The sequence below is a fragment of the Ferruginibacter albus genome, from assembly GCF_020042285.1.
In the GTDB taxonomy this organism is placed as follows: Bacteria; Bacteroidota; Bacteroidia; order Chitinophagales; family Chitinophagaceae; genus Ferruginibacter; species Ferruginibacter albus.
This window is the reverse complement of sequence record NZ_CP083388.1, coordinates 1,067,800-1,093,851: the sequence shown is the minus strand read 5'-3', so window position 1 is coordinate 1,093,851 and position 26,052 is coordinate 1,067,800. Positions and strand designations below refer to the sequence as shown.

The 26,052-nt window shown below is 36.7% G+C and carries 24 protein-coding genes; 8 read left to right on the top strand and 16 right to left on the bottom strand.

Features of this window, described 5'->3' with window-relative positions; genetic code table 11:
- Positions 1–48 precede the first annotated feature (48 nt).
- From ilvA to K9M53_RS04780, 11 genes are all read right to left on the bottom strand, one after another.
- Complete coding sequence (ilvA, locus tag K9M53_RS04830; RefSeq protein ID WP_224018498.1) at positions 49–1,284, bottom strand: threonine ammonia-lyase IlvA; 1,236 nt, start codon at positions 1,282–1,284, stop codon at positions 49–51.
- A 344-nt stretch (positions 1,285–1,628) separates the two neighbouring features.
- A complete protein-coding gene (gene ilvC / locus K9M53_RS04825; RefSeq protein ID WP_224018497.1) occupies positions 1,629–3,113 on the bottom strand; it encodes a ketol-acid reductoisomerase in 1,485 nt (494 codons plus the stop codon).
- Positions 3,114–3,200: 87 nt separating this feature from the next.
- Positions 3,201–3,659 carry a DinB family protein gene (locus tag K9M53_RS04820; protein ID WP_224018496.1) on the bottom strand — a complete coding sequence of 153 codons (459 nt, stop codon included), beginning with the start codon at positions 3,657–3,659 and terminating at the stop codon, positions 3,201–3,203.
- A 3-nt stretch (positions 3,660–3,662) separates the two neighbouring features.
- Positions 3,663–4,250, bottom strand: a complete 588-nt coding sequence (gene ilvN, locus K9M53_RS04815) for an acetolactate synthase small subunit (RefSeq protein WP_224018495.1) — start codon at positions 4,248–4,250, stop codon at positions 3,663–3,665.
- A 49-nt stretch (positions 4,251–4,299) separates the two neighbouring features.
- Complete coding sequence (locus K9M53_RS04810; RefSeq protein WP_224018494.1) at positions 4,300–5,088, bottom strand: class I SAM-dependent methyltransferase; 789 nt, start codon at positions 5,086–5,088, stop codon at positions 4,300–4,302.
- Positions 5,089–5,180: 92 nt separating this feature from the next.
- Complete coding sequence (gene ilvB, locus K9M53_RS04805) at positions 5,181–6,920, bottom strand: biosynthetic-type acetolactate synthase large subunit (protein WP_224018493.1); 1,740 nt, start codon at positions 6,918–6,920, stop codon at positions 5,181–5,183.
- 3 nt (positions 6,921–6,923) lie between these two features.
- Complete coding sequence (locus tag K9M53_RS04800) at positions 6,924–7,433, bottom strand: DinB family protein (protein ID WP_224018492.1); 510 nt, start codon at positions 7,431–7,433, stop codon at positions 6,924–6,926.
- A gap of 3 nt (positions 7,434–7,436) precedes the next feature.
- A complete protein-coding gene (locus K9M53_RS04795; protein WP_224018491.1) occupies positions 7,437–8,012 on the bottom strand; it encodes an ORF6N domain-containing protein in 576 nt (191 codons plus the stop codon).
- A gap of 15 nt (positions 8,013–8,027) precedes the next feature.
- Positions 8,028–9,710: a dihydroxy-acid dehydratase gene (gene ilvD / locus K9M53_RS04790; RefSeq protein WP_224018490.1), complete on the bottom strand. Its 1,683-nt coding sequence runs from the start codon at positions 9,708–9,710 to the stop codon at positions 8,028–8,030.
- A 54-nt stretch (positions 9,711–9,764) separates the two neighbouring features.
- Positions 9,765–10,880, bottom strand: coding sequence for a 3-isopropylmalate dehydrogenase (gene leuB / locus K9M53_RS04785; RefSeq protein ID WP_224018489.1), 1,116 nt, complete (start codon positions 10,878–10,880; stop codon positions 9,765–9,767).
- A 163-nt stretch (positions 10,881–11,043) separates the two neighbouring features.
- Positions 11,044–12,207: a 2-isopropylmalate synthase gene (locus K9M53_RS04780; RefSeq protein WP_224018488.1), complete on the bottom strand. Its 1,164-nt coding sequence runs from the start codon at positions 12,205–12,207 to the stop codon at positions 11,044–11,046.
- A gap of 198 nt (positions 12,208–12,405) precedes the next feature.
- Between K9M53_RS04780 and K9M53_RS04775 the strand changes: the two genes are divergently transcribed.
- Positions 12,406–13,965 (top strand): hypothetical protein, encoded by a 1,560-nt coding sequence (locus K9M53_RS04775; RefSeq protein ID WP_224018487.1) that lies wholly within the window; start codon positions 12,406–12,408, stop codon positions 13,963–13,965.
- Between the two features lie 49 nt (positions 13,966–14,014).
- On the opposite strand, the gene K9M53_RS04770 is transcribed toward K9M53_RS04775, so the two are convergent.
- The 3 genes from K9M53_RS04770 to K9M53_RS04760 form a co-directional block, all read right to left on the bottom strand.
- Positions 14,015–15,832 (bottom strand): PAS domain S-box protein, encoded by a 1,818-nt coding sequence (locus K9M53_RS04770; protein WP_224018486.1) that lies wholly within the window; start codon positions 15,830–15,832, stop codon positions 14,015–14,017.
- 143 nt (positions 15,833–15,975) lie between these two features.
- Positions 15,976–17,151: an O-succinylhomoserine sulfhydrylase gene (locus K9M53_RS04765; RefSeq protein WP_224018485.1), complete on the bottom strand. Its 1,176-nt coding sequence runs from the start codon at positions 17,149–17,151 to the stop codon at positions 15,976–15,978.
- 220 nt (positions 17,152–17,371) lie between these two features.
- Positions 17,372–17,791 (bottom strand): OsmC family protein, encoded by a 420-nt coding sequence (locus tag K9M53_RS04760; RefSeq protein WP_224018484.1) that lies wholly within the window; start codon positions 17,789–17,791, stop codon positions 17,372–17,374.
- A gap of 73 nt (positions 17,792–17,864) precedes the next feature.
- Between K9M53_RS04760 and metX the strand changes: the two genes are divergently transcribed.
- The 7 genes from metX to K9M53_RS04725 all read left to right on the top strand — a co-directional run bounded on the left by metX (position 17,865) and on the right by K9M53_RS04725 (position 24,249).
- Positions 17,865–18,908: a homoserine O-acetyltransferase MetX gene (gene metX / locus K9M53_RS04755; RefSeq protein ID WP_224018483.1), complete on the top strand. Its 1,044-nt coding sequence runs from the start codon at positions 17,865–17,867 to the stop codon at positions 18,906–18,908.
- Between the two features lie 65 nt (positions 18,909–18,973).
- Entirely contained in the window at positions 18,974–19,804 is an 831-nt protein-coding gene (locus K9M53_RS04750) for a zinc-ribbon domain-containing protein (protein ID WP_224018482.1), read from the top strand.
- Positions 19,801–20,388 (top strand): hypothetical protein, encoded by a 588-nt coding sequence (locus tag K9M53_RS04745; RefSeq protein ID WP_224018481.1) that lies wholly within the window; start codon positions 19,801–19,803, stop codon positions 20,386–20,388. Before K9M53_RS04750 ends, K9M53_RS04745 begins: the two co-directional genes overlap by 4 nt.
- Before the next feature lie 505 nt (positions 20,389–20,893).
- Positions 20,894–21,313: a hypothetical protein gene (locus K9M53_RS04740; protein WP_224018480.1), complete on the top strand. Its 420-nt coding sequence runs from the start codon at positions 20,894–20,896 to the stop codon at positions 21,311–21,313.
- A 162-nt stretch (positions 21,314–21,475) separates the two neighbouring features.
- Positions 21,476–21,967, top strand: a complete 492-nt coding sequence (locus K9M53_RS04735; protein ID WP_224018479.1) for a BatD family protein — start codon at positions 21,476–21,478, stop codon at positions 21,965–21,967.
- A gap of 2 nt (positions 21,968–21,969) precedes the next feature.
- Positions 21,970–23,133: an IPT/TIG domain-containing protein gene (locus K9M53_RS04730; protein WP_224018478.1), complete on the top strand. Its 1,164-nt coding sequence runs from the start codon at positions 21,970–21,972 to the stop codon at positions 23,131–23,133.
- Between the two features lie 93 nt (positions 23,134–23,226).
- Positions 23,227–24,249 carry an AI-2E family transporter gene (locus tag K9M53_RS04725; protein ID WP_224018477.1) on the top strand — a complete coding sequence of 341 codons (1,023 nt, stop codon included), beginning with the start codon at positions 23,227–23,229 and terminating at the stop codon, positions 24,247–24,249.
- Here the strand turns inward: K9M53_RS04725 and K9M53_RS04720 are convergent, their stop codons facing one another.
- Complete coding sequence (locus tag K9M53_RS04720) at positions 24,250–25,224, bottom strand: sulfite exporter TauE/SafE family protein (RefSeq protein ID WP_224018476.1); 975 nt, start codon at positions 25,222–25,224, stop codon at positions 24,250–24,252. It lies immediately after the preceding gene.
- A 47-nt stretch (positions 25,225–25,271) separates the two neighbouring features.
- Positions 25,272–25,865, bottom strand: coding sequence for a precorrin-2 dehydrogenase/sirohydrochlorin ferrochelatase family protein (locus K9M53_RS04715; protein ID WP_224018475.1), 594 nt, complete (start codon positions 25,863–25,865; stop codon positions 25,272–25,274).
- Between the last annotated feature and the right edge of the window lie 187 nt (positions 25,866–26,052).

The following is a 26,052-nucleotide window of genomic DNA, read 5'->3' as shown; positions in this document are numbered from 1 at the left end:
GAAGCATATCTGGTTTTGCAAATTTACAATTTTAACAAATACAATTTACTATACCAGGTAACCAAATACATTATCATTTTTACTCAACTCTGTATAATTAATTTGATACTTATTGAGATTGCTAATCAATGTAGTATAATCGTTTTTCGACTGTAATTCAATGCCCACCAGCGCAGGACCTGTTTCCTTATTGTTTTTTTGGATATACTCAAAGCGGGTAATGTCATCATTAGGTCCCAAAACATAGTTCACAAATTCTTTTAGAGCCCCCGGGCGTTGGGCAAAACGAATGAGGAAATAATATTTCAATCCCTCGTACTGAAGCGATCGTTCCTTTATTTCTTGCATGCGGTCTATATCATTGTTTCCGCCGCTTACAATACAAACGATGTTCTTGCCTTTTATTTGTTCAGCAAAATCATCGAGAACAGAAATGGACAATGCGCCGGCGGGTTCAACTACAATTGCATCTTCGTTATATAATTTTAAAATAGTTGTACAAATTTTGCCTTCCGGAACCAAATGCACCTCGTCTAAAATTTCTTTGCAGATATCGAATGTGATATCTCCTACTCTTTTTACCGCAGCTCCATCTACAAAATTGTCGATGCTTTGTAATGTTACCGGATGCCCGGCTTTTATGGCTTCTGACATAGATGGCGCACCTTCCGGCTCAACACCAATTATTTTTGTTTTGGATGAGATGGATTTAATATAAGTTCCCACACCAGCTGCTAACCCACCACCGCCAATAGGAATAAAAATGAGATCGACCTGTGGTTGATCTTCTAAAATCTCAACTCCCACTGTGCCTTGACCTTCTATTATTTTATAATCATCAAAAGCAGGAATAAACGTTTTATTATTTTCAGCAGTATATTTTTTTGCTGCTGTTGCACAATCATCGTATGTATCGCCGATCAATTTTATTTCGATAAAATCTTCGCCAAACATTTGTGTTTGATGAATTTTTTGATTGGGTGCGATCACCGGCATAAACACAACACCTTTTACCTGCAGCTTTTTACAACTATATGCAAAGCCTTGTGCATGATTACCCGCGCTTGCACATACAACACCTCTTTGCAATTGCTCGGCAGACAAACTACGCATCATATTAAACGCTCCACGCAATTTGTATGAACGCACGGTTTGCAGGTCTTCTCTTTTTAAAAATACATTGCATTGATATTTTTTTGAGAGATTGGTGTTTAGTTGTAACGGCGTGCGAACAACAACTTCTTTCAATCTTTCAGATGCTTCTTTAAAATTTAAATCTTTCATATTTTTATGTTACTTTTTTTGCGGAAAAAAAGTAACCAAAAAAGCCGCCGACAAATGATTACATCCCATTTGTCGGTTGGTTCCCTGATTAAACTTTTGTGCTACTGTTGCCTCAACATTATAACACTACTTTTATATTTAAACAGATAACAATTTGCTTGCCACTCTTTTATTCTATAAAATTTATGTTTATTTAGTTTGATGAATAAACATAAATCGTACAAGTGAGTGACAGAACAATGTTTAATAGTCGCACTACAGCTTGTATCAAAATAAAAATTATAAAAACAAAAAAGCCGGTTTCAAATGAATTGCAACCGGCTTTTAATTTTATGTTTAAACTTTTACGCTACCGTTGCAATTGATTTCATATCTGTCATCGCCTGGCGAAGCACTGAACCTACGGCTTCGATCTCATGCTCACGAATGATCTTATTTACCAGGATCAATTCTTTGTTATCAACGCCACCATCTTTGCCTTCATTATAATTAGTACCGATAACATCTTTATCAATACCTTTCATAAACTCAGCCAGCAAAGGCTTACAAGCGTGATCGAACAAATAACATCCGTACTCAGCCGTATCAGATATAACACGGTTCATCTCGAATAGTTTTTTACGGGCAATAGTATTTGCGATCAACGGTGTTTCGTGCAATGATTCGTAGTAAGCAGACTCAGCCTTAATGCCTGACTCCACCATTGTTTCAAACGCAAGCTCAACACCTGCACGAACAAATGCAACTAACAATAACCCATTATCAAAATATTCCTGCTCAGCAATTTTTGTTGCAGTAGGGGCCGTTTTTTCAAACGCTGTTTCGCCGGTTGCAGCACGCCATGTCAATAAATTTTTATCATTATCAGCCCAGTCTTTCATCATGGTAGAAGAAAATTCTCCACTCATAATATCGTCCTGATGTTTGCGGAATAATGGACGCATGATCACTTTCAATTCTTGCGATAATTCAAATGCTTTTACTTTAGCAGCATTCGATAATCTGTCCATCATGGCAGTGATACCGCCCTGTTTCAACGCTTCTGTAACCACTTCCCAACCATATTGAATTAATTTAGCTGCGTATGCTTTATCAATTCCTTTCTCCACCATTTTATCAAAACTTAAAATAGAACCTGTTTGTAACAAGCCGCACAAAATAGTTTGCTCGCCCATTAGATCAGATTTTACTTCCGCAACAAAAGAAGATTTCAATACGCCTGCTTTATGGCCACCGGTTCCTGCTGCATACGCTTTTGCCTGTGCCAAACCTTTTCCTTCAGGGTCATTTTCAGGATGCACCGCAATTAAGGTTGGAACACCAAAACCACGTAAGTATTCTGCACGTACTTCCGAACCCGGGCATTTTGGTGCAATCATAATTACGGTAATATCTTTACGGATCTGCATTCCTTCTTCTACAATATTAAAACCATGAGAATAAGAAAGCGTTGCTCCTTTTTTCATTAATGGCATAATTGCAGAAACAACAGAAGTATGTTGCTTATCGGGTGTAAGGTTGCTCACCAGATCAGCAGTAGGAATCAATTCTTCGTACGTTCCTACTTTAAAATTATTTTCAGTAGCATTTTTCCATGATTGTCTTTTTTCTGCAATCGCATCTGCACGCAATGCATAAGAAACATCCAAGCCAGAGTCACGCAAGTTCAAACCTTGATTTAAACCTTGTGCGCCTGCACCAACAATTACAATTTTCTTTCCTTTCAATACATTTACACCGTCAGCAAATTCGCTGGTGTTCATAAACTCGCACACTCCCAATTGACTTAATTTTTCTCTCAATGAAAGCGTGTTAAAGTAATTAGCCATTTTAGTTTTTATTTGTTTTAAGAATGATTTTAAATTTTATGTAGTCATCTTTTGTACTACTATTAAACATCGTTGTGTCACTCACTTTTACTGCACCAATTTCTTCAACGTTTGCGCAACACCCAAATGCAATCCATCGTGCATAGCAAAGTAAGGAATCACATCTTCTATACAGGTTAAGTCAACACCAAAGGTTGTCGTTATTGGTTTATAGCCTACAAATTTATCATCCGTCATATCTTCTCTCAACTGATGAATTAGAGAAAATAAATACTCTTTTAATAATTCAATTTCGTTATTATCGATAAACGATTCAGGCTTTGAACCTCTTTGATATTTATTTATCAGCGATTGTTCTATATGTGCTGCAAACCCCGCTCTTGAATAACAAAGCACCTGCTGACTTATAATTATATGCCCGAAATTCCACGCAATATTATTATTAAATCCGACAGGAATTTTATTTAATTGCTCAATGGTTAGATCGTCTATGAGTTTCAGGAAGTTAGTCCTTGTTTTTGCTATTACGTCGAATTGCTTTTCCATAAATTACATACTGAATACTTCTGCCTGTTTATCTAAAAATTCGTTTTCACTGGTTTCACTCCCCGGTTCGCTTTGTTCAAATTCTTTTAGCTTTTTGTGAAAACCCTGGCTGTCTTTAATGATTGCCACTCTTGCGCTGCGAACAAATTCTATTAAGCCATAGGGTTCTAATACCTTAATAAATTTTTCTGTTTCTTCTCTATGCCCCGCTACTTCAAAAACAATATAATCTGTTCTTATCACTACCGCTCTTGCACCATGCTCACTTAACAGACGTTCAACAGGTACTACCTCTGCAATAATATCCATCGGTACTTTATACAAAGCGATCTCTCTCCAAACAATCTCATCATTCGTATTATAATATGCTTTTAATACTTCTACTTGTTTTTCGATCTGACGACATAGCTTTCTTACCACGTCTTCAAACTCATTAATAACAATAGTAAAACGATGAATGCCCTCAATTTCAGAAGGCGAAGTATTTAAACTTTCAATATTGATCTTTCTACGGGAGAATATAATTGCAATACGGTTCAGCAAACCAACCTGGTTCTCTGTATAAACCGTTATAGTGAATTCCTGTTTCATGTTCTTGTCTTTTATTAGTTCGCCTTAACAAGGCTGACAGTTTTTAAATTTATTTAAAAGATGTTGGCGGCTTTATTGCTACCACTCTTAATCGCTTGTAATCAGCATACCATTTACCGTTTCTAAAATGCGAAACATATAAGCTATCCTGCACTTCAGTTAATATCTCATTGACGATATTTTCGTCTATGCCTTGCAGGTAGCTGACGGCAAACATTTTTATCCAGTCTTTAATTCCGTTATCTGTATCTTTTAATTCTGTTTCCCTGTTAAAGTGAGCCGCATACGTAACTCTGAAGCCTCTTTTCTCCAACAGTCCTGTATATTCACTCAGCGAAGGAAAATACCAAACTTGCTGTGCGGCTTTATCAGTTAGTCCTCTTTTTTGCAACGCATTCTTTAAGGCAACAATAATTCCATCCACATTTCCTTTGCCGCCCATTTCTAACACCAATCTGCCGCTACGTTTCAAGTTGGAATACATGCAATCAATGGCTGCTTCTTTATCTAACACCCAATGCAAGGTTGCATTTGAGAAGATAGCATCAAAGCTTTCATCAAAATGAAAATCGGTTGCAGATAACACACGAAAATCAATTTGAGGATATTCCTGTTTTGCCTTTGTTATCATTTCCAATGAACTGTCGATACCAACAACTTGTGCGCCTACTTGTGCAATTGTATTGGCAAGATGCCCCGTTCCACAACCTACATCCAATATGCGTTCATTTGGTTGTGGATTTAACGTATTCACTAAATCTTCGCCATACTTAAATACAAAATCGTGTTTGTTATCATATAGAGAAGAATTCCATTTTGTTTCTGTTATTGTACTCATTGTTCTTTGTTTGTTGATGACCGCTATGCCGTACAAGAGAGTGACACAACGATGCTAATAGTAGTAATAAAGTTTAGTACATAAAAATCATACTACTTTAAACGTATCTCTGCAACGCTGCAACCTTGCGGCACCATTGGAAATACATTATTTTCTTTACCTACCATTACTTCTAATAGGTAAGAACCTTTGTGATCAAGCATAGTTTTTAACGCTGCTTTCAAATCTTTACGTTCTGATATTTTTTGCGCTTCAATTCTGTACGCATTCGCCAACTTCACATAATCAGGGCTTTCAATATCTACAAATGAATAACGTTTGTCATGAAAGAGTTGCTGCCACTGACGCACCATTCCAAGAAATTCATTGTTAAGTATCAGAATTTTTACATCAATACCTGTTTGCATAATAGTACCTAACTCCTGCAACGTCATTTGTACGCCGCCATCGCCAATAATAGCAACCACTGTGCGCTCAGGTGCGCCAAACTTAGCACCAATTGCAGCTGGCATAGAAAAGCCCATTGTTCCTGCACCACCTGAAGTAATATTACTTTTAGTCTGATTAAATTTTGCATAACGACAAGCTACCATTTGGTGCTGACCAACATCGGTTACAATGATTGCATCACCATTGGTTAACTCGTTTAAATTTTTTATTACCTCTCCCATTGTTAGTATATCAGTTTTGGGATTCAATTCATCGGTTATAACAACATCAATTTCTTCTTGTCTGTATTCATTGAATTTATTTAACCAATCTGTATGTTTCTTTTGCAGTACCAAATGGGTTAACATCGGCAATGTTTCTTTACAATCACCCCAAACAGGAACAGTTGTCTTTACATTCTTATCAATCTCTGCAGGGTCAATATCCAAATGAACAACTTTTGCTTGTTTTGCATATTTATCCAAACGACCAGTAACGCGGTCATCAAAACGCATACCCACTGCAATCAATACATCGCACTCGTTGGTTAACACATTTGGCCCGTAGTTGCCATGCATACCCAACATGCCAACATGCAATGGATGATCGGTTGGTAAAGCACTTAATCCAAGCACTGTACAAGCAGAAGGCAATCCTCCTTTTTCGATAAATGCTTTGAACTCTTCTTCAGCTTTACCGAGAATAACTCCCTGACCAAAAATTACAAATGGTTTTTTTGCGTCGTTGATAAGCTGCGCCGCCTTTTCAATGTATTCTTTACGGATGATTGGCTTTGGACGATAACTGCGTATATGCGTACACGGTACATAGCCTTCGTAATCGAACTTTTGTAACTGAGCATTCTTTGTAATATCGATCAATACAGGGCCAGGACGGCCGGTACCTGCTATATAAAATGCTTTTGCTAATACTGAAGGAATTTCTGTTGCATCCGTTATTTGATAATTCCATTTTGTAACAGGGGTTGTAATGTTGATCACATCTACTTCCTGGAAAGCGTCGGTACCTAACAAATGTGCAAATACTTGTCCGGTGATACAAACCAATGGTGTACTGTCAATCATTGCATCTGCCAACCCTGTAACTAAATTGGTTGCGCCAGGTCCGCTTGTTGCAAACACTACACCTACTTTTCCTGACGAACGTGCATACCCTTGCCCAGCGTGGATTCCACCTTGTTCGTGACGAACAAGAATATGTTTTAGTTTATCATGATAATCATACAATGCATCATAGATTGGCATGATAGCACCGCCGGGATAACCGAAGATGGTATCTACACCTTCTGCTATCAATGCTTCCAATACAGCTTGCGATCCGCTGATGTTTTGAATGTCTTTAGTTGCTGCTTCTTTCTTTTCTTTTATTTCAAGAGTTTCCATAACTCAATTTTTTGTTTGTTGTTTAATTCGATAATAGCCTAATAAATCTGTCGATTGAACGCCGGTGAAACCAGCTTGTCTCAACATGGTGACGACTTGTCCGCGGTGATACGTTGAATGATTGAATGCATGTGCAAATACTTCATAGTATTTCATTGTATTCTCTTCTCCATTAAAACGTTTAAACATTAACAGGTCACTTATTTTAGTTTCATCGAATGACTCGATATATTCTTTTAATTGTTTTGATGCATCTTTCCATAAAGCAATATGTTCATCTTTTGTTCCTTTATATTCTGTCTGCAACCATACTACCTTTTCCTTCTTTTGAAAACGCTGTAGCCACGCGGTTTCTGCCGAGATAATATGCAAGACCGTTTCCTGTATGCTATTAAAGCTGCTTACAATTGTTTGTGTCCATTGCTCATTATTTATTTGCTGCAACCATGACAAACAAATATCATTTGCCCAAATGTTGTAATCTGCTAATTCTATGAAATACTGTTTGTTCATTGTTTATTTATTAAACCCTATTCGTACTCTATCTTCCCATTTTCTTTCTGCTGCTTTTTCGTCTAGCAGGTTTTCCATTGCATCATATATCTGGTTAAGTTGAGCATCATGTTCTCCTAATCGTTCTTTTATCTCTTTCAACTGTTCTTTAATATCGCTTTGTTTTAATAGAATTTTTCTTATCTCAACAAAAGCCCTCATAATGGCAATGTTCATGTTGATGGCTTTATCACTGTTTAGAATTCCACTGAGCATTGCCACACCTTGTTCGGTAAAAGCATAAGGTGTTACGTTTATATTTCTTTTATTTTGTGATGCGGTCACAATTTGTGACCGGATACTTTTATGGGTTTCAGTCATTTGTACGTTTGCGGTCACAATTTGTGACCGCAAATCACTCCATTCTTTATTTGTAAGCCGAAACATAAAATCAGAAGGAAACCGTTTAATATTACGCTTTACCGACTGATTCAATACTTTTGTTTCTACTTCGTACAATGCTGCCAAATCAAAATCTAGCATCACCCTCTCACCTCTTATTTCATAAATACGATTTTGTATGCTCGTGATAATTTCCATAGTACTTAATTAAAATCATTCATCGGTTACGCAACCTTCTGCTGCAGACTTAACCAACTTTGCATATTTATATAACACACCACTTGTTATTTTCAATGCCGGTTGCTTCCAATTTTTACGTCTTTCTGCTATTACTTCATCAGATACTTTCAAATTAATCTTGTTAGTGCTTGCATCCAGCTCAATAATATCATCATCCTGCACCAATGCAATCACACCACCTTCAAATGCTTCAGGAGTAATGTGACCAACAACGAAACCATGAGAACCGCCGCTGAATCTTCCATCTGTAATCAATGCTACATCTTTACCTAACCCTGCGCCCATGATGGCGGAAGTAGGTTTCAACATTTCAGGCATACCAGGCGCACCTTTTGGACCTTCATATCTTATTACAACAACGTCTCCTTTTTTAACTCTGCCGGTGGCAATTCCTGCAACCAGATCTTTCTCTCCTTCAAATACTCTTGCCGGTCCTTCAAAACGTTCTCCTTCTTTACCACTAATCTTTGCAACGCTTCCTTTTTCAGCCAGGTTACCGTATAATATTTGTAAATGTCCAGTCGCTTTTAAAGGTGTTTCTACCGGGTAAATAATTTTTTGTGTATCGAAATTGATAGGTTCAACATCTTTTAAATTTTCCTCAATTGTTTTACCGGTTACTGTTAAACAATCGCCATGCAGCATGCCTTTATTTAATAAATATTTCATTATTGCCGGTACACCACCGTGTGCAGGTAATTCCTGCCATAAAAATTTTCCGCTTGGCTTAAAATCAGCCAGCACAGGCGTTTTATCACTTACTTTTTGAAAATCATCTTGTGTTACTTCAACACCAACGCTTTTTGCCATTGCAATCAAATGCAATACAGCATTTGTACTACCTCCCAATATCATGATAGTAACCATTGCATTTTCAAATGCTTTTCTTGTCATGATATCTTTTGGCTTAATATCTTTTTCCAACAATACTTTTATTGCTCTTCCGGCATCTATACATTCATTTCTTTTTTCCTCACTGATAGCCGGGCTGGATGATGAGTAAGGCAAGCTCATGCCCAACGCTTCGATTGCTGCTGCCATTGTATTGGCTGTGTACATACCACCACAAGCACCTGCACCCGGGCAACTATGTTTTACCACTTCTTTAAAATCTTCCGGAGTAATAGTACCTGCTAATTTTTTACCTAAAGCCTCGAAAGAAGATATGATATTTAATTCCTCGCCTTTGTAATGACCGGGAGCAATTGTACCGCCATATACCATAATAGAAGGGCGATTGATACGTCCCATTGCCATAATAGCTCCGGGCATATTTTTATCGCAACCGGGTAAAGCAATCAACCCGTCATAATAAAATCCTCCGCAAACACTTTCTATACTATCAGCAATCAAATCTCTACTAACTAAAGAATAACGCATACCATCTGTACCATTGCTGATACCATCACTGATACCAATGGTATTAAAAATCAATCCTACTAAATCATTTTGCCATACACCTTGTTTTACAATTTTTGCCAAATCGTTTAAGTGCATATTACAAGTATTACCATCGTAACCCATGCTGGCAATACCAACTTGAGCTTTTTTTAGATCTTCCTCCGTAAGTCCGATGCCGTATAGCATCGCCTGCGCCGCAGGTTGTGTTTCGTCTTGTGTTAATGTTTTGCTGTACTTGTTTAGTTCGTTGCTCATTATAGTTTTAGTTATTGTCTTTATACTTTGCAGGTCTGACCTGTGGTCCGACCATTATATTATTGTTGACTTTCTTAATTCTACATTCTTTTTGTTGATATCTCCTGAAATTCTACCGCTTATATAATCACTGATTAAATCGCCGATGGTAGAAGTGAAATAAAAGTTTATCGGGTCAATATCTTTCGTAACAAATAAATGTGTCAATGTCCAATCCACTGCATCACGCAATACCTGTGCTTCTTCTTTCATGCTGAAATAATCCAGCATTAACGCTACTGATAAGATTGAACCCAACGGATTTGCAATATCTTTTCCTGCAGCTTGCGGATAAGAGCCATGTACCGGCTCAAACATAGCACTACCATTACCAATAGATGCGGATGGCAATAGACCAATGGAGCCACTCAACACACTTGCTTCATCACTTAGTATATCGCCGAACATATTATCTGCCAGCAATACATCAAATTGTTTTGGGTTGATGATCAACTGCATTACTGCATTATCTATATACATAAAATCAACCTGCACATCCGGATAAGATGGTGCAATATCCTGAACTACTTTTCTCCAAAGACGTGATGTCTCCAACACATTTGCTTTGTCTACCAGTGTTAATTTTTTTCTTCTTTTTTGTGCATACTGAAATGCCAGCTTGCTTATTCTTTCTATTTCCTCTTTACTGTAAGTACACTCATCAGATGCTAATGTATTATCCTCATTCATGTGTTTATCACCGAAATAAATGCCGCCGGTTAATTCACGAAAGATGAGCATGTCAACATCCTCTAACAATGTACTTTTTACCGGTGCTAAATGATGCAATGATCGGTATGTAGTAACAGGGCGAATGTTTGCAAACAGTTGCAATGTTTTTCTCAATCTTAATAATCCTTGTTCCGGTCTTACTTTGGAAGTAGGATCATTATCATATTTTGGATCGCCAATGGTGCCAAATAAAATGGCATCACTGTTTAAGCAGGTTGCGATTGTTTCATCGGGTAATGGATTGCCTGTTTTATCGATAGCAACGACTCCCATTAAGGAATATGTGTAATTGAATTGATGCTCGAATTTTTCCGCAATAGCATCTAATACTTTAATAGATTGCTGCGTTACTTCGGGACCAATTCCATCTCCTAATATGATTGCAATGTTTTTATTCATAAAATTTTATTGCACGAATTGAAGCGAATTACACAAATTTTTGTTTTGAATTATTTTACTGCTAATTAAGTTATATCAATAAAAGATGCACAATGGTATGCCGATGAAAGAAATGTGACACAACGATGATGCTATGAAAGGCCCATGTTGGTATCAAAATTTATCAGACCGCTACGTGCAAATAATTTTGCGCAAGAATATTAAGATCAGCATCCTCCACTTCTTTCTTAGTATCTGCTACGGCTAAAAATTGTTGATACAAAGTATCTATGTCGTTGCGGTTAAATTGATGTCCCAACTTTTGAAAACGATACGCTAATGCACTTCGCCCACTCCTAGCCGTTAGTACAATCTTGGAAGTCTCCGCTCCTACTTCTTCAGGAGTCATAATTTCGTATGTAGTAGCTTCTTTTAAGAATCCATCCTGGTGGATACCTGATGAATGTGCAAATGCATTACTTCCAACGATCGCTTTGTTTGGCTGAACCGGCATACGCATGGTATCACTCACCAAACGGCTTAATGGATTTAATTGCGTTGTATTAATATTTGTATAGAATCCCAATGCATGATGTTTTTTAATTATCATGACGACTTCTTCCAGAGATGTATTGCCTGCACGTTCGCCCAACCCATTGATAGTACATTCAATCTGGCGAGCTCCATTCATAATGCCTGCAATTGAGTTAGCTGTTGCCAAACCTAAATCGTTGTGGCAATGACAAGAGATAATTGCTTTATCAATATTAGAAACATTGTTTACCAGGTAAGCAATTTTTTCGCCGTATTGATGAGGCAAACAATAGCCTGTTGTATCAGGAATATTTACAACCGTTGCCCCTGCAGCAATTACTGTTTCAACCAGGCGGGCTAAGAACGCATTGTCTGCACGACCAGCATCTTCACAGAAAAACTCAACATCACTTACTAAATTGCGAGCCAACTTGGTTGCTTTAGCAGCACGCTCCAAAATCGCTTCGCGGGTTGTATTGAATTTATGTTTGATGTGAATATCAGAGGAGCCGATACCAGTATGAATACGTGGACGAACCGCATGCTTTAATGCTTCTGCCGCCACTTCAATATCTTTTTGAACAGAACGCGTTAATCCGCAAACTGTGGCATTTTTAATAACTTTTGAAATTGCTTCTACCGATGCGAAATCGCCGGGGCTTGAGATAGGAAAGCCTGCTTCAATAATATCAACGCCCAACTCTTCGAGCGCTAAAGCAACTTCAATTTTTTCTTCGGTATTTAATTTACAACCGGGAACCTGTTCGCCATCGCGGAGAGTGGTGTCGAAAATGTCTATCTTTTTTTCTGCCATTGGTAGAGGTTTTAATTAAAACAGCGCTTTTATAATTAAATTTGATTCAAAATCAGTGTCTTTAGAAAGACCGTTCTACGAATTTAATCTAAAACAGTCCGCTTCAAAGTCAAAATACACCTGATTTTACGCTATATAAATACGTTAATTTTCGTTAAAACTCTTGACAGACAAGGGTTTTTGAATTTTTAAATTACGATGCCCAACCGCAGTACAGATACCGTTTTTCAGCTCATAAAATCGCTTGAAAAGAGCGAAAAGCGCAATTTTAAGCTTTATGTAACCCGAAATTCGTCCTCAGAGGAGCTTAAAGTAGTGCAACTATTTGATGCTTTGGACAAAATGGAGGAATATGATGAGGCTGTTTTATTGAAGAAAAATCCTGAAATAAAGAAACAACAGCTGAGTAATTTAAAAGCGCATTTGTATAAGCAAGTTTTATCAAGCCTTCGCTTAATTAATGATGAAAGCAATATCGATATTGTTTTGCATGAACAGATGGACCATGCAAGAATTTTATACAATAAAGGATTGTACTTGCAGAGCCTTCGCATTTTAGATAAGATAAAAGAACAGGCAAAAGCAAAAAACCAATTAACGTATTTGCAACAGGTTTTGTTCTTTGAAAAAAATATTGAAGCACTTTATATTACAAGAAGCTTGCAAGACAGGGCTGACCAATTGAGCAAAGAATCTGATGAAGTAAATAATAGTTTATCGTTAGTATCTCAATTATCTGATCTATCATTACAATTATATAGCTGGTATATTAATCATGGGCATGCACGCAATGAAAAAGAGGAGACTGAAGTACAGCTTTTCTTTAAAGAAAGATTAGGAGAAAAAGCTGTGTTATGTAAAACGTTTTATGAAAGACTGTACTTGTATCAAAGCTTTTGCTGGGCTGCCTTTATACGACAGGATTTTTTACAATATTATCGTTATACACAAAAATGGGTAAATCTTTTTGAGGAAGAACCTTACATGATCGAGATCGAAACAGCACATTACATTAAGGGCATGCACAACCTGATGGGCTCGCATTTTGATCTGGGCAATCATCAGAAATTACAAGAAACATTAGCGGAGTTTAAAAAGTTTTGTGACAGCAGCATTGTTGAACATAATATCAATAATAAAATTCAGTGTTTTGTTTATTACAATATTTCGTTATTGAATAAACATTTTCTTGAGGGCAGCTTTAGTAAAGGATTAGAGTTGGTTCCGGAGATCGAAGAAAAACTAAATGAATACTATATCTACCTGGATCGTCACCGCATTTTAGTTTTCTATTACAAGATCGCCTGTATGTATTTTGGAAGCGGAGATTATGACCATACCATTGATTTCTTAAATAAGATCATCAATTGGAAAGTTGACCTGCGCAGCGATCTGCAATGTTATTCTCGCTTATTACATTTGATTGCTCATTATGAAGTGGGCAATTATGAAATTCTTGACCATTTGATAAAATCGGTTTACCGATTTATGGCTAAGATGCAAAACCTTAGCATTGTTGAAGAAGAGATCTTTAAATTTTTACGCACATCCTTTCAATTATCCGTTACACGAATTAAACCTGAATTAGAAAAACTTTTAGGAAAATTAAGAAAGCATCAGGACAATCGTTTTGAAACAAGAGCATTTATGTATCTCGATATTATCTCGTGGCTGGAAAGCAAACTTGAAAACGTTCCTGTGCAGGAAGTTTTGAAGAAGAAATTTGCCGGCAAGAGAAATATAGAAGTCAATCAATAAAAAAGCCCCGACAAAAGTCGAAGCTTTGAAATCTAAACCTACTAAAACGTCAATGCACCTGTAAAATAGTTCTACCTTTTTGTTCATTTCCTGAAATATCCTTCTCTTGAATTTGTGTATGCATCTTTTGTAATTGAACTAAAAAACCTGACACGTTTTCATCTTTATCTGTAATAACTGAGCCCGAAAGTTCCACCCAAACTATATATCCTTCTTTATGCAGGTAGCGTTTTTTATAGCGCCAGCTTTTTTGAATTCCTGCTAATGCTTTTTTATAAATACTTTCAGAATATGGTCTGTCTAAAGAATAAGTCAGCTTATCAAACCGAAGAGATGAAAGCGCTTCTTTTGAATACCCCAACATATCACAGAATGACTGGTTCACTTCTATTATCAATCCGTCTTTGTCTGCCAATACCATCCCATTCATACTGTTCTCGAATGCAGATCTGAAACGTTGTTCGTTTTTCAAGGCATGGTTGTATAACATTCTTTTTGAATCGATATCCTGTACGCTACCAATTAATCTTACACATATGTCGTTTTCAATGATCGGCTCTCCTTTGGTCCTTATCCATTTTTCATTCCCTTTTGCCGTAACTGTCGGCAGTTCTATATCCCAGCCAACATGGTGCTGTATGGCATTGTTTACTACTTTGAGCAATGCTTCTCTACTTTCCTCCGGGAAAAAATCCAGTACATGTTCAAAATCCAGCACAAAATCAGGTTGTGTTTCAAAAATTTCTCTTGTATTAGGTGTCCACTTTACCTTTTCAGAAACAGTTTCCATTTCCCAACCTCCAACAAGCGCTAACTTATTTGTTAGTTCCAAAAAATGTTGCGCTTCCTGTAATGCCATTTCATTTTCTTTTCTTGCTGTAGCATCTTTCATATAAACAGATACTCCTTCAGATGTAGGATAAATGGTTATATCCAACCACTGATCATTAAAAATTTCAAGCGCTTCAAATGAAACACTTTTGCGAAGAAACATTACCTGTTTTATTTTTTCTCCAATAATATTATGTTGATACTGAGGAAAAGTTTCAAAAAAATTCTTTTGAGCCAATTTTTTTCCTTTTGCCAGAATTTTACGTGCGGCTTCATTATAAAAAACAAAACAAAAAGCCTTATTCAATGAAAAAAGCGGATCACTTATTCCTTTTACAATTTCGTCGATACGCTTGCTGAAAAAAATTGTTTGTGCATTAGCGAGCACATTATTTTCATCTTTATTTATTTTAGAAAAAAACTGTAGAATAAAGAACGCTGTAATTATTAAAGCAATAAGACTTATTATAAACAGGAAAAAAGTAACTGCAGAATATTGTTCATTTTGTTTTGTATTGTCTTCGTGAATTAATGATACCTGGTGTTCTTCTGCCTGAATATTTTTTAGCGTATCATTTATTTCCCCCATTATGTCCCTGCTTTTTGCTCTTAGAGAATCAATAGCGGTTTTTGAATTATTTTTAATCCCTATGTAATGCATCCGGTTATACAGATCCCATCGTTTGTTTATTAAACTTGCTAATTTATCAATCCTGTTTTGTTGGCTTGCATTATTATTTGTGAGAGCACGAAGAATATCTATTTCTCTTGTAACACTATCTTTAGCTGCAAAATAAAGTGTCAAAAAGGTACTGTCGCCGGTTTCAAGATATTCTTGTGTAGTTGTACGAGTGTCTTTTAAATAAGATAATAATTTTCCTGATTTATATAGAATCTCGTTGTTATGGATTATCCATTGAGTATTCTCATGGGCTTGTTTATTTACATTATAAAAGTAGAAGACGAAAACAAATACAGCTAATAAAAGTATTATACAGAAAACAATCAGCGTTCGAAAAAAGGGTAAGCTTTTCATACATAAAGATTCATGTATATAAAATTATGCAACCCACATAGCACTAAAGAGTTTTAAAGCGTATCTTTTGTGTAAGCATAATAACTAAAAAAGTGAAAAACATTGCTGTCCTTCACTTTAAACATAAATACCATTGACACAGATCAAGATTTTTCTAACGCCTGTAGAATATCATTGATGATATCATCTACATATTCCAATCCTACGGAAATACGAATAAGTCCCGGCGTTATTCCCGTTGCTAACCGTTCTGCATCTGTAAGTTTTACATGCGTTGTACTTGCGGGATGAGAAGCAATGCTGCGGCTATCGCCGAGATTAGCAGTCAGCGTTAACAGTTGTAATGCATCTAAAAATTTCTTTCCGCTTTCCAAGCCACCTTTTAAATGGAAGCTTACTAAAGCACCCCCATTCTTCATTTGCTTTTTTGCAATGGCATAAGCAGGATGACTTTCTAAGAAAGGATAGACTACTCTTTCGATCTTTGGGTGTCCTTCTAATTTTTTTGCGATGGTAAATGCATTGTTGCTATGACGTTCCATGCGAACATCCAATGTTTCCAAACTCTTGCTTAATACCCATGCATTGAATGGAGATAAGGACGGACCTGTACTGCGACAGAATAAATATATCTTTTCAATTAATTCTTTTTTACCAACAACAACACCGCCGAGTACACGACCTTGCCCATCCATCCATTTAGTAGCGGAATGAACAACTAAGTCTGCGCCGTATTTAATAGGCTGTTGTGAAATAGGCGTAGCAAAACAATTATCTACATTAAAAATGAGATTATGCTTTTTTGCCAGCTTACCTGCAAACTCCAAATCAATAATATCTAAACCGGGATTCGTTGGTGTTTCCAGGTAGATCATTTTAGTATTTGGCTTGATGGCTGCTTCCCATTCATCCAAATTAGTGGCGCTAACATAAGTTACTTCTATTCCGTAGTTAGGCAAATATTTATTGATGATAGTAATAGTGCTGCCAAATACAGAACTGCAACAAACAAAATGATCTCCGCTTTTCAGCAATGCCATGAAGGATGCAAAGATGGCGCTCATGCCAGATGCAGTGGCATAGCCATATTCTGCACCTTCTAAAGCACAAACTCTATCTACAAACTCCTGCACATTTGGATTGCTAAAACGACTGTAAATATTTACATCGATCTCATCTGCAAAAGCCGCTCTCATCATTTCCACATCATTGTACATAAAACTGCTGGTTAAGAACAATGGTGAAGAATGCTCCATTTCATTGGTGCGGTCTATTTGCGTGCGGATGGCTTTTGTTGTTGGATGCAATTTATCGTTCATTACAATATTAGTTTTGATGTATTTATTCGACCGCCTTCAACAAGTTCAGGCTGACAGCTTTTTAATTTGCTCTATGGAATTTGTCAGGCTGAGCTTGTCGAAGCCGGTATAATATAATTAAAGTTCAAAAATGGTATGCCGTACAAGTGAGTAACACAACGATGTTGATTAAAGAACTACTCTTCGTCCCAAAAAATTATTAATTACTAATTATTAATTCTTAATTAACCCTCACTTCCCAGTTTATTTTAGTATTTCCCGCTCTTAACGTTGCTGCTACAGAACAATATTTTTCCATCGATAATTCACAGGCACGATATGCCTTATCATAATCGATCTGACCTTTCAGTTCAAACACTAATTTAATATCTTCCCATAGCGATGGTTCTTTTCCTTTCTCTCTTTCCCCTTCTATTTTAATAGCAAAGCTTTCCACCGTTTGGCGTTGTTTTTTTAAGATCATCACGATATCAATACCGCTGCAACCACCCAAGCCCATCAATACCATTTGCATCGGGCGGATACCAAAATTGGTTCCTCCTGTTTCTGCGCTGGTATCAATTTTTGCTACGTGACCATTGGCATCGGTGGCTTCAAACCCAAAATCTCCCTCTACCCTGTTAAGCTCTATTTTTATCATTTTGAAATTTTTTGCAAATTTAATCTATTCAAGCCTTTACTTTGCACTTCCAAATAAATGATTGGACTATTTGATGCAGTATTTTCATTACAAAGAGGCGTTTGAACTGGAAAACGGACAATCTCTGCCTGAACTTACCATTGCCTATCACACTTACGGCACTCTAAATGCCGATAAAAGTAATGTGGTATGGGTTTGTCACGCCCTTACCGCCAACTCCGATGCGGCTGACTGGTGGAATGGTATCATTGGCAGCGGACATATTATTAACCCCGAAAGGTTCTTTATTGTTTGCGCAAATATTATCGGGTCTTGTTACGGCACTACCGGACCGTTAAGTGAGAATGCTAAAACAGGCAACCCTTACTATTCTGATTTTCCATTGATCACTATTCGGGATATGGTGAAAGCACATATTCTTCTCCGTAAGCATTTAGGTATTGATAAAATATTTTTGGCAATGGGTGGCAGCATGGGTGGTTACCAGGCTATGGAATGGGCGGTGATGGAAAAAGAGGTTATTCAGCATTTATTTTTACTAGCTACTTCTGCAACAGAAAGTGCCTGGGGCATTGCCACACACACCGCACAGCGTTTGGCTATTGAAGCGGATAGTACCTGGAATACGGCTTCGCCGGATGCCGGAAAAAAAGGATTAAAAGCTGCCCGTGCTATCGGTATGCTTACCTATCGCAATTACGGAATAATGGTGCAACAGCAAACCGATAGCGACCACGAAAAGATTGACAACTTTAAAGCTACTTCATATATCACTTACCAGGGCGATAAGCTGGTGAATCGTTTTAATGCATACAGTTATTGGGCACTTACCAAAACCATGGACAGTCATAATATTGCCCGTGGACGTGGTGGCAAGCCTGAAACTGTTTTGCAAAGCATTCATCAAAAAACATTATTAATTGGTATCAGCAGTGATATTCTTTGTCCGTTGATAGAACAACATTTTTTGGCAAACAACCTGCCTAACTCTACACTAATTGAAATCGATTCTTCCTACGGGCATGATGGCTTTATGGTAGAATCAAAACTCATCTCTCAACACTTAGGCGAGTGGCTGGGCGATTTTTTTGTGTTGAATTACGGAGCGAAGATTTAATCTCATAATAATTTCTTATTCATATTCTTTACTATATATTTGGGATATCCAAACTAACGTAAAGCATGTTTTTTCTATTCGGTACCAACAAATCCAAATTAAAGCATAAGTATTTTTTAAAGAATTGTAAATGTCCTGTTTGTGGTCAGCTAAATACGCTGGATGGCAGCGTTACAGGACGCTATTTTCATCTTTTCTTTATCCCTCTATTTCCCGCAGGCAAAGAGAAATCAGCCAAATGCAGTCATTGTAACAGCACGATCAATGAAAAATCCTTTACACCTGAAATGAAACAGGAGTTCATGATAGCTTCGGCAGAAAACCCAAACAAAACACCCTTTTGGCACGGATGCGGCTGTCTTGCTATCGTATTACTGGTACTGGTCATTTTATTATCAGCTGCTTATGTATGGTTTAAGCATCGTCACGATCCGCCAAAAGCTGAAGATTATAGAAAAGTAGCATTTAATGCAGATGAGAAAAAACTTGATGATGATTCATTAGTGCCATTAGACAGCATCTCTGTTGATCTAAAGAATTGTTTAGACAATCGTTTTAACGATGTGCTGGAAAAAGATAAATTCCGCTACTTCTGCAAAATCAACCAGGATCGTGTACTCGTTTTGCTAAAGATTGAAGACATAAAGAAAATCAAAGCGGATGATCGGCACAAATTGATACCGATAATAGAAAAATGTTTAAATAATATCGATGGATTAGCAGGAAAAGAAGTTTACATAGGGGTAGAAGGAAAATGGAATATGATATTGACAAGCTCACCCATGAAGGAAGACCTGGATGGAAGCTTTGCTGATGAAGATATATTGTACCCCTTTTACGACACTTCAAAAACAGTACAAATGGATTCTGTGATCATAAAATCTAAAAGAAAATGATAATTGGGACAGGCAAAAGCAAAAGACTAACTGAAAAAATAGAAGGGGTGGAATGCCCTGCTTGTAAAGCCAAAGATAGTTTGGTAGCAGAAGGTTACCAGGATTTTTTCAACTTTGGTCTACCTGTATTCCCTACTACTAAAAGAGTAGAAATAAAATGCAGCCAGTGTAAGAAATTTCTTAACAACAACGAATTACCTTACCCACATAACAGCCTGGTAATGGATATTAAACAACGCATAAAACCGGCTGTATGGATGTTTATCATTCCTATAATTGCAGCCATAGGCATACCTATCTCACTTATTAAACAAAGCATGACAGCTAAGGAAAACATCAGTAAAATCAACAAGGCACATAAAGGAGACGTTTACACTTTTGAAGTAGGTGACAGGTTATATCAAAAAATGCAAATAGAAAAAGTAAAGGGTGATAGTATTTGGTTTTTAGCAAGTTTAAACTCCCCAGCCAATAAACAAAACCTGGGAAATAATGACGTATTTGAAGGATATGAACTCACTTATACAACAACCCAACTGCTTAAAAGGAATGATGATCATGAAATTATTGATATCGTTCAATAATTAACAATAAGCGCAATGCATACAATTGTTGCACTTGGAAGGATGCAGTTCAGTTCAACAATGAAATAATTCACTAAATAAGCTAGCTTAAGCCGTTTTTTATGCTGTTTTTCTTAAAATCCTGTTAAGAGAAAGGCTAAAAACAGTTAAAACATATTAACATTTTTTCGTTAGCCATCATTAAACCTATCTGCTAAAACGCAATACCACAAAGGGTTTTATTTTTCAAAGCACCCCTTAGACATAATCAAAGATCATTGAATTGGATTATGACAAGGGCTTTTTGCAGGCTATTTTTACATCGTAAAGTTGCAAAGGCAATAAGAGATAAAGAAAAGAAGAAGCAACTTACGGACCACTACACAGAATTTTTGAAGATTTTCATATGGCAAGCAATCGTTAAGGGTCGGTCCGTTTCTACGGAAAGACCTTTTTTATTTCTCCTCTATCCTCTCGAAAAATAGCTGAATATGAAAAATTGTTTAAGCATCTTAAACTTACAATTATGAAACAGTTATTTTCCTTATTTATCATCGCTGGACTATTTAGTTCATGTGCAGCTACATTTGCACCTGCTTCTACAGAGTCTCAAGCCATTAGAGAAGAAACACGTGAGTTATTGAGAGCAAAGGTGGATAAAATGGCAGGTGTTACTCAAGATAATATGACCTTTTATTTGGTGTTGAACGAAAACAATAGCTTTGCTGCTATCGTAAACATGAATAAAACCAAGCAATACGATTTTTGTGCAGGCACTTACAGAAATCATGAGGATACATTAACCTTGAATTATTACAAGAACTACATGTCGAAATATTTAACTGATAGAGCAGTGATTGATAATGACAATAAACAAATTACATTTATTGATGCTAATGGAAACAAAGGCAGGGTAATAAAATTCTTAACTGAAAAAGTATATTAATCGAATTATATCTCTGAATTAAAGCCGTTGCTGAACCAAACAGTGACGGTTTTTTATTTTGATCAGGCAAGGGCACTAAGGATATAAAGCAACAAAGATTAACAACCTTGTCACGTTGTATTCGTTGTTCACGTTGTGTGAAACTTTTATTTTTGTACCGTTATGAATAAAATCTTCTTTATTGCTTTGCTGCTATTGGCATATAGTTCTATCAATGCACAGGCAAAATTTACGGCTACCATAAAACCAGCTACCATTAGTACAGACCAAACAGCTGAATTAACTTTTACCGTAGAAAATGTACAACAGGTAGCAGAGTTACAAACACCGGAACTAAAAGATTTTATTGTAGTAAGCGGTCCAAACCAGCAAAGCAGTATGCAAATGATCAACGGTGATATAAAACAATCACTAACGTTGAGTTATATTATTCAACCTAAATCAACCGGCACATTTGAAATCGGACAGGCATCTGCGAAGCTAAATGATAAAGTAGTAAAGAGTAATAAGCTTATTTTAAAAGTTACCAAGGGCTCTGCTCCTGACAATAAGAAAGAAGAAAAGAAAAACAATAAAGCGCCTGAAAAGAAAAATGAAATTAATACAGAAGAAAACTACACATTTGTAATTCATTCTTTCAGTAGTTTTATTTAAGCATGATGCGAATATCAATTTCAAAAATTATATCATTCATAATAGCAGTTATTGTTATTACATCCTGTACAAAAGAATCTTCCTTAATTCCGCCGCCAACCATTACTTCTTATTCTCCAACAATTGATACAGCAGGCGGCATTATTACTATTAAAGGAACAGGTTTTACAGGCGCAAGTGTTGTAAGTTTTAATGGAATTGCAGCTTCCTTTACGGTAATAAATGATACCACTCTTACAGCTATTGCACCGGCAGGAACGGGTGGAACCATACAGGTAACTGCACCGGGTGGAACAGCAACCTATAATGGTTTTTCAGTGGTAGATCCGGGCTTAGGGTATTGCGATTGCGGCGCTTCGTATATGGTTGGTCGAAATAACCTTATTGCACACTGGACTTTTGATAGTACTGATAAAGAAGATATTTCAGGATTAACTCCTATCCTTACAGGAGGAAGTTCATCTTATGTAACAGGAGTATTAGGCAAAGCAATCAGCTTTACCAATGGATGGCTAACCTATCCTGCCACTGCAACATTTGCAGGCGTAGTGAATACAACGATCAATTCGAATGATACGTTCAAAACAGGTTTTACTATTAGCATGTGGGCGCAAATACCAGCGCCATCAGATACTTTGCTAACCAATCTTTTTCAATTAAGCTGCACTGCTGTAAAAAATTATCCTGTTGCAGGAATTGGATTTAGAAAATATCGTGACAGTACTTTACAATTAGCTGGAGGATTAACGAATATAGATTCTTTTGGAATTTACCCAAGTTATGATTCTGCATTTTTAAAAACGAAAGTAAAAGATACATTTGAATGGGCGTTTATTGCAATGGACTTTAATGCTTCCGCGAAACAATTGGATTATTATTATAATGGAGCCTTAATTGGTTCTGCTGTTTTATCAAAAGATACCGCAGACGGAAGCAGCGCTATCTTTCACAAATCACGAAAGCTGGCAATACCTGCTCCGAATTACGCTACCATTGGCGCTTTTGAATCAACTACTACATTTCCTTCTGCTCCCAATGGTCATCAATTACCGGGCTTCATGAAAGATGGCTTTACCGGTGCCCTGGATGATATACGTTTATTTAATAAAACCCTTTCTGCAACGGAAATTGGTTTGTTATATCAGTATGGTAGTATGGGAAAGTAAATTCTTTTCCTTAAATCGTCGTCTTCTTAGTAATTTACTATTCAATATTATTGGTATGGTTTTTATACCTCTACTAACAATTAAACATGCCACATGAATACAAGCTTCAATCAAAAGATAAAACAGGTACTTATTTTAACACTGATCATATTTCTTTTCTGTGTTTCTCTTAAAGCATTATATAGTTTTTTACCGGGAATATTAGGTGCTGTAACCTTATATATCCTTAGTCGCAATTATTATTTCAAAATGGTTGAAACTAAAAAATGGAAGAAAGGAAGAGCTGCAGCTGTTATTCTTTTCTTTTTTACATTGGTATTAGGTGCGCTTATCTATGCAGGCATTGCATTGTTAGGACCAAAAGTAAATCAATGGATAAGCGATTCCGCAGAGATCATTGCAGGAGTCAGAAAGATAACGTCTAAAATACTGGACAGAACAGGAATTGATCTGTTTTCTGAAAGCACATTAAAAGAACTGCAAACCAAACTAACTGCCTTTGTTCCACAACTATTCAATGCTACTTCTTCACTGCTTACCAATTTTGTTTTAATGCTGTTCACCTTGTATTATATGCTGTACAATGGAAAAGAAATAGAGACACAATTGACAAAGCTTATTCCTTTAAAACAAAAAAACATTACACTATTAGCAACGGAAACATTAACGGTTGTAAGAGCGAATGCGATCGGCATTCCGTTAATATCGATCATACAAGGTGTTGTTGCAACCATTGGCTATATGATATTTGGCGTGAAGGATTGGGCACTGTGGGGGTTTTTAACAGGCTTATTTGCTTTCTTTCCTGTTATTGGAACGATGATAATCTGGGTGCCAGTAGTAATTATGCAATATGCAATGGGCGATAACTGGAATGCAACTGCTGTTCTGATATATAGCATTGTAGTTACCGGCAATGTTGATTACCTGGCAAGAATTACTATTTTAAAAAGAATGGGAAACATACATCCGATGACCACTGTATTAGGAGTAATTGTTGGCTTAAGTTTGTTTGGCTTTGTAGGATTGATATTCGGTCCGTTATTGATAAACTATATTATTATTCTTGCGAAGATCTATATCAATGAATTCAGTGCAAAAGAAAATGTAGAATAATTAAATAAATGCTCTCACGAAAGAGATCAAGCTACAAATAATAACCACTATTCCAACTATTACAAACATCTTTTTGGTAGGCAGTTTTACTGTAAGCAATGCAGATAATGGAGCTGTAACAATACCACCGATCAACAAGCCGGCAACAATATTCCAATGATGAATACCAATGGTAAAAATAAAAGTGATAGCACTTGCAACCGTCAATATGGTTTTAGCTGCAATTGAGCTACCAATAACATAACGAGGCGTTCTCCCTTCTTTTATAAAAGTGCCGGTAACTAAAGGTCCCCAACCGCCACCACCAAAAGAATCAATAAATCCTCCGATCAATCCCAACCTTGTAATGTTTGTTTTTGATCTTTGAGTTGTTTTTCCATTACCGTTAGTTCTCTTTTTAATAAATGCATTTTGCAAAATCCTAAACCCCAGGTACATGGTATAAGCAGCGATAAAAGGCTTGGTTATTTTTGAATAATGCTCTCCTAAAAATGACAATGCAAACGCACCGGTCACCGCTCCAATAACAGCAGGAATAGCTAATGCCTTCATCAGCTTTTTATTGACATTGCCTAACTTAAAATGACTGATAGTGCTGGCAGCGCTGGTAAAAGATTCTGCAGAATGAATACTTGCACTTACAACAGGCGGGGGAACGTTTAAGATCAATAAAATAGTTGTACAGATAACCCCATAACCCATTCCCATAGAGCCTGCGATCATCTCTGCTAAAAAACCAACCAATAACATCCAGTAGAAACGATGCCCGTCTCTTGCAAGCTCGAGCTTGATGATATCTATTTCTGCATTGGGTAATAATGAATATATCAATAAACCTAAAGCAATAATTCCGGCAAGTATTAAAAGGTATTTGGTAGCGTGCCGGGTTCCCGACACAATTTCCTCTTCAGAGGATACAACATCAACGGTAGTTACCAATTCCTGAACACTATACTCCCCTGAATTTTTATCCATGTAGCAAAGATAGGTATCTTTATTAACCTACCAAATTAGTAGACTTATTATTTGTTTTGATTGCTTTTGGGAGCAAGTTTTTTTGTCAACTCATTCAATTGACGGATCTTTTCCTGCATATCGCCTTTAATATTGCCCCGAATTGCTACAATATTTTCCAGTAACTCATCAAGCTCATCAGGCAACATATCAGCAATGATCTCTTTTAATCGTTTGGCAATGGTTGGAGATTTTCCATTAGTTGAAATAGCAATTTTTACATTTCCTTTTGTTACGATCGACCCTAAGTAAAAATCACATAGCTCAGGTTTGTCTGCTGCGTTTATTAATATGCCTTTTTGCTTGGCATCGACGGTAATTCGTTCGCTTATTGTGGCATCATTAATAGCAGTAATGATCAGATCAATATTCTCGAGATCAGATATATGGTACTCTTTTTTTATAAGGCTGATGTTGGAATGTTTTTTTGCTAATTCTTCTATTTCCGGCTTAATTTCTTTTGCTATTAATTTGATGGAAGTTTTGGGAGAATTCTCCAACACTCGTTGCAGCTTTTCCAATCCAATATTACCTCCTCCTATAATCAACAACCGTAGTTGCTCCAACTTTAAAAATATGGGAAAAAGATTGTTGCCTTCCATTTAGTCGAGTGATTTTATAGAGAGTAAAGATATATTTCTTTTTTTACAGAGACGCAGAGAGCACTGAGAATATACAATTAAAAGCATAAGCACAATTCGCAGAATATCTCGTTTCTTTCAGTGAAAGAAACGGATAACAGAATAAGTTCACAACGATGCTGAGTAAAGAACTAATGATCGTATCAAA

Coding starts and splice junctions, on each gene's coding strand:
- ilvA (WP_224018498.1), bottom strand. CDS start 1,284: ATGAAAGATTTAAATTTTAAAGAAGCATCTGAAAGATTGAAAGAAGTT.
- ilvC (WP_224018497.1), bottom strand. CDS start 3,113: ATGGCTAATTACTTTAACACGCTTTCATTGAGAGAAAAATTAAGTCAA.
- K9M53_RS04820 (WP_224018496.1), bottom strand. CDS start 3,659: ATGGAAAAGCAATTCGACGTAATAGCAAAAACAAGGACTAACTTCCTG.
- ilvN (WP_224018495.1), bottom strand. CDS start 4,250: ATGAAACAGGAATTCACTATAACGGTTTATACAGAGAACCAGGTTGGT.
- K9M53_RS04810 (WP_224018494.1), bottom strand. CDS start 5,088: ATGAGTACAATAACAGAAACAAAATGGAATTCTTCTCTATATGATAAC.
- ilvB (WP_224018493.1), bottom strand. CDS start 6,920: ATGGAAACTCTTGAAATAAAAGAAAAGAAAGAAGCAGCAACTAAAGAC.
- K9M53_RS04800 (WP_224018492.1), bottom strand. CDS start 7,433: ATGAACAAACAGTATTTCATAGAATTAGCAGATTACAACATTTGGGCA.
- K9M53_RS04795 (WP_224018491.1), bottom strand. CDS start 8,012: ATGGAAATTATCACGAGCATACAAAATCGTATTTATGAAATAAGAGGT.
- ilvD (WP_224018490.1), bottom strand. CDS start 9,710: ATGAGCAACGAACTAAACAAGTACAGCAAAACATTAACACAAGACGAA.
- leuB (WP_224018489.1), bottom strand. CDS start 10,880: ATGAATAAAAACATTGCAATCATATTAGGAGATGGAATTGGTCCCGAA.
- K9M53_RS04780 (WP_224018488.1), bottom strand. CDS start 12,207: ATGGCAGAAAAAAAGATAGACATTTTCGACACCACTCTCCGCGATGGC.
- K9M53_RS04775 (WP_224018487.1), top strand. CDS start 12,406: ATGCCCAACCGCAGTACAGATACCGTTTTTCAGCTCATAAAATCGCTT.
- K9M53_RS04770 (WP_224018486.1), bottom strand. CDS start 15,832: ATGAAAAGCTTACCCTTTTTTCGAACGCTGATTGTTTTCTGTATAATA.
- K9M53_RS04765 (WP_224018485.1), bottom strand. CDS start 17,151: ATGAACGATAAATTGCATCCAACAACAAAAGCCATCCGCACGCAAATA.
- K9M53_RS04760 (WP_224018484.1), bottom strand. CDS start 17,791: ATGATAAAAATAGAGCTTAACAGGGTAGAGGGAGATTTTGGGTTTGAA.
- metX (WP_224018483.1), top strand. CDS start 17,865: ATGCAGTATTTTCATTACAAAGAGGCGTTTGAACTGGAAAACGGACAA.
- K9M53_RS04750 (WP_224018482.1), top strand. CDS start 18,974: ATGTTTTTTCTATTCGGTACCAACAAATCCAAATTAAAGCATAAGTAT.
- K9M53_RS04745 (WP_224018481.1), top strand. CDS start 19,801: ATGATAATTGGGACAGGCAAAAGCAAAAGACTAACTGAAAAAATAGAA.
- K9M53_RS04740 (WP_224018480.1), top strand. CDS start 20,894: ATGAAACAGTTATTTTCCTTATTTATCATCGCTGGACTATTTAGTTCA.
- K9M53_RS04735 (WP_224018479.1), top strand. CDS start 21,476: ATGAATAAAATCTTCTTTATTGCTTTGCTGCTATTGGCATATAGTTCT.
- K9M53_RS04730 (WP_224018478.1), top strand. CDS start 21,970: ATGATGCGAATATCAATTTCAAAAATTATATCATTCATAATAGCAGTT.
- K9M53_RS04725 (WP_224018477.1), top strand. CDS start 23,227: ATGAATACAAGCTTCAATCAAAAGATAAAACAGGTACTTATTTTAACA.
- K9M53_RS04720 (WP_224018476.1), bottom strand. CDS start 25,224: ATGGATAAAAATTCAGGGGAGTATAGTGTTCAGGAATTGGTAACTACC.
- K9M53_RS04715 (WP_224018475.1), bottom strand. CDS start 25,865: ATGGAAGGCAACAATCTTTTTCCCATATTTTTAAAGTTGGAGCAACTA.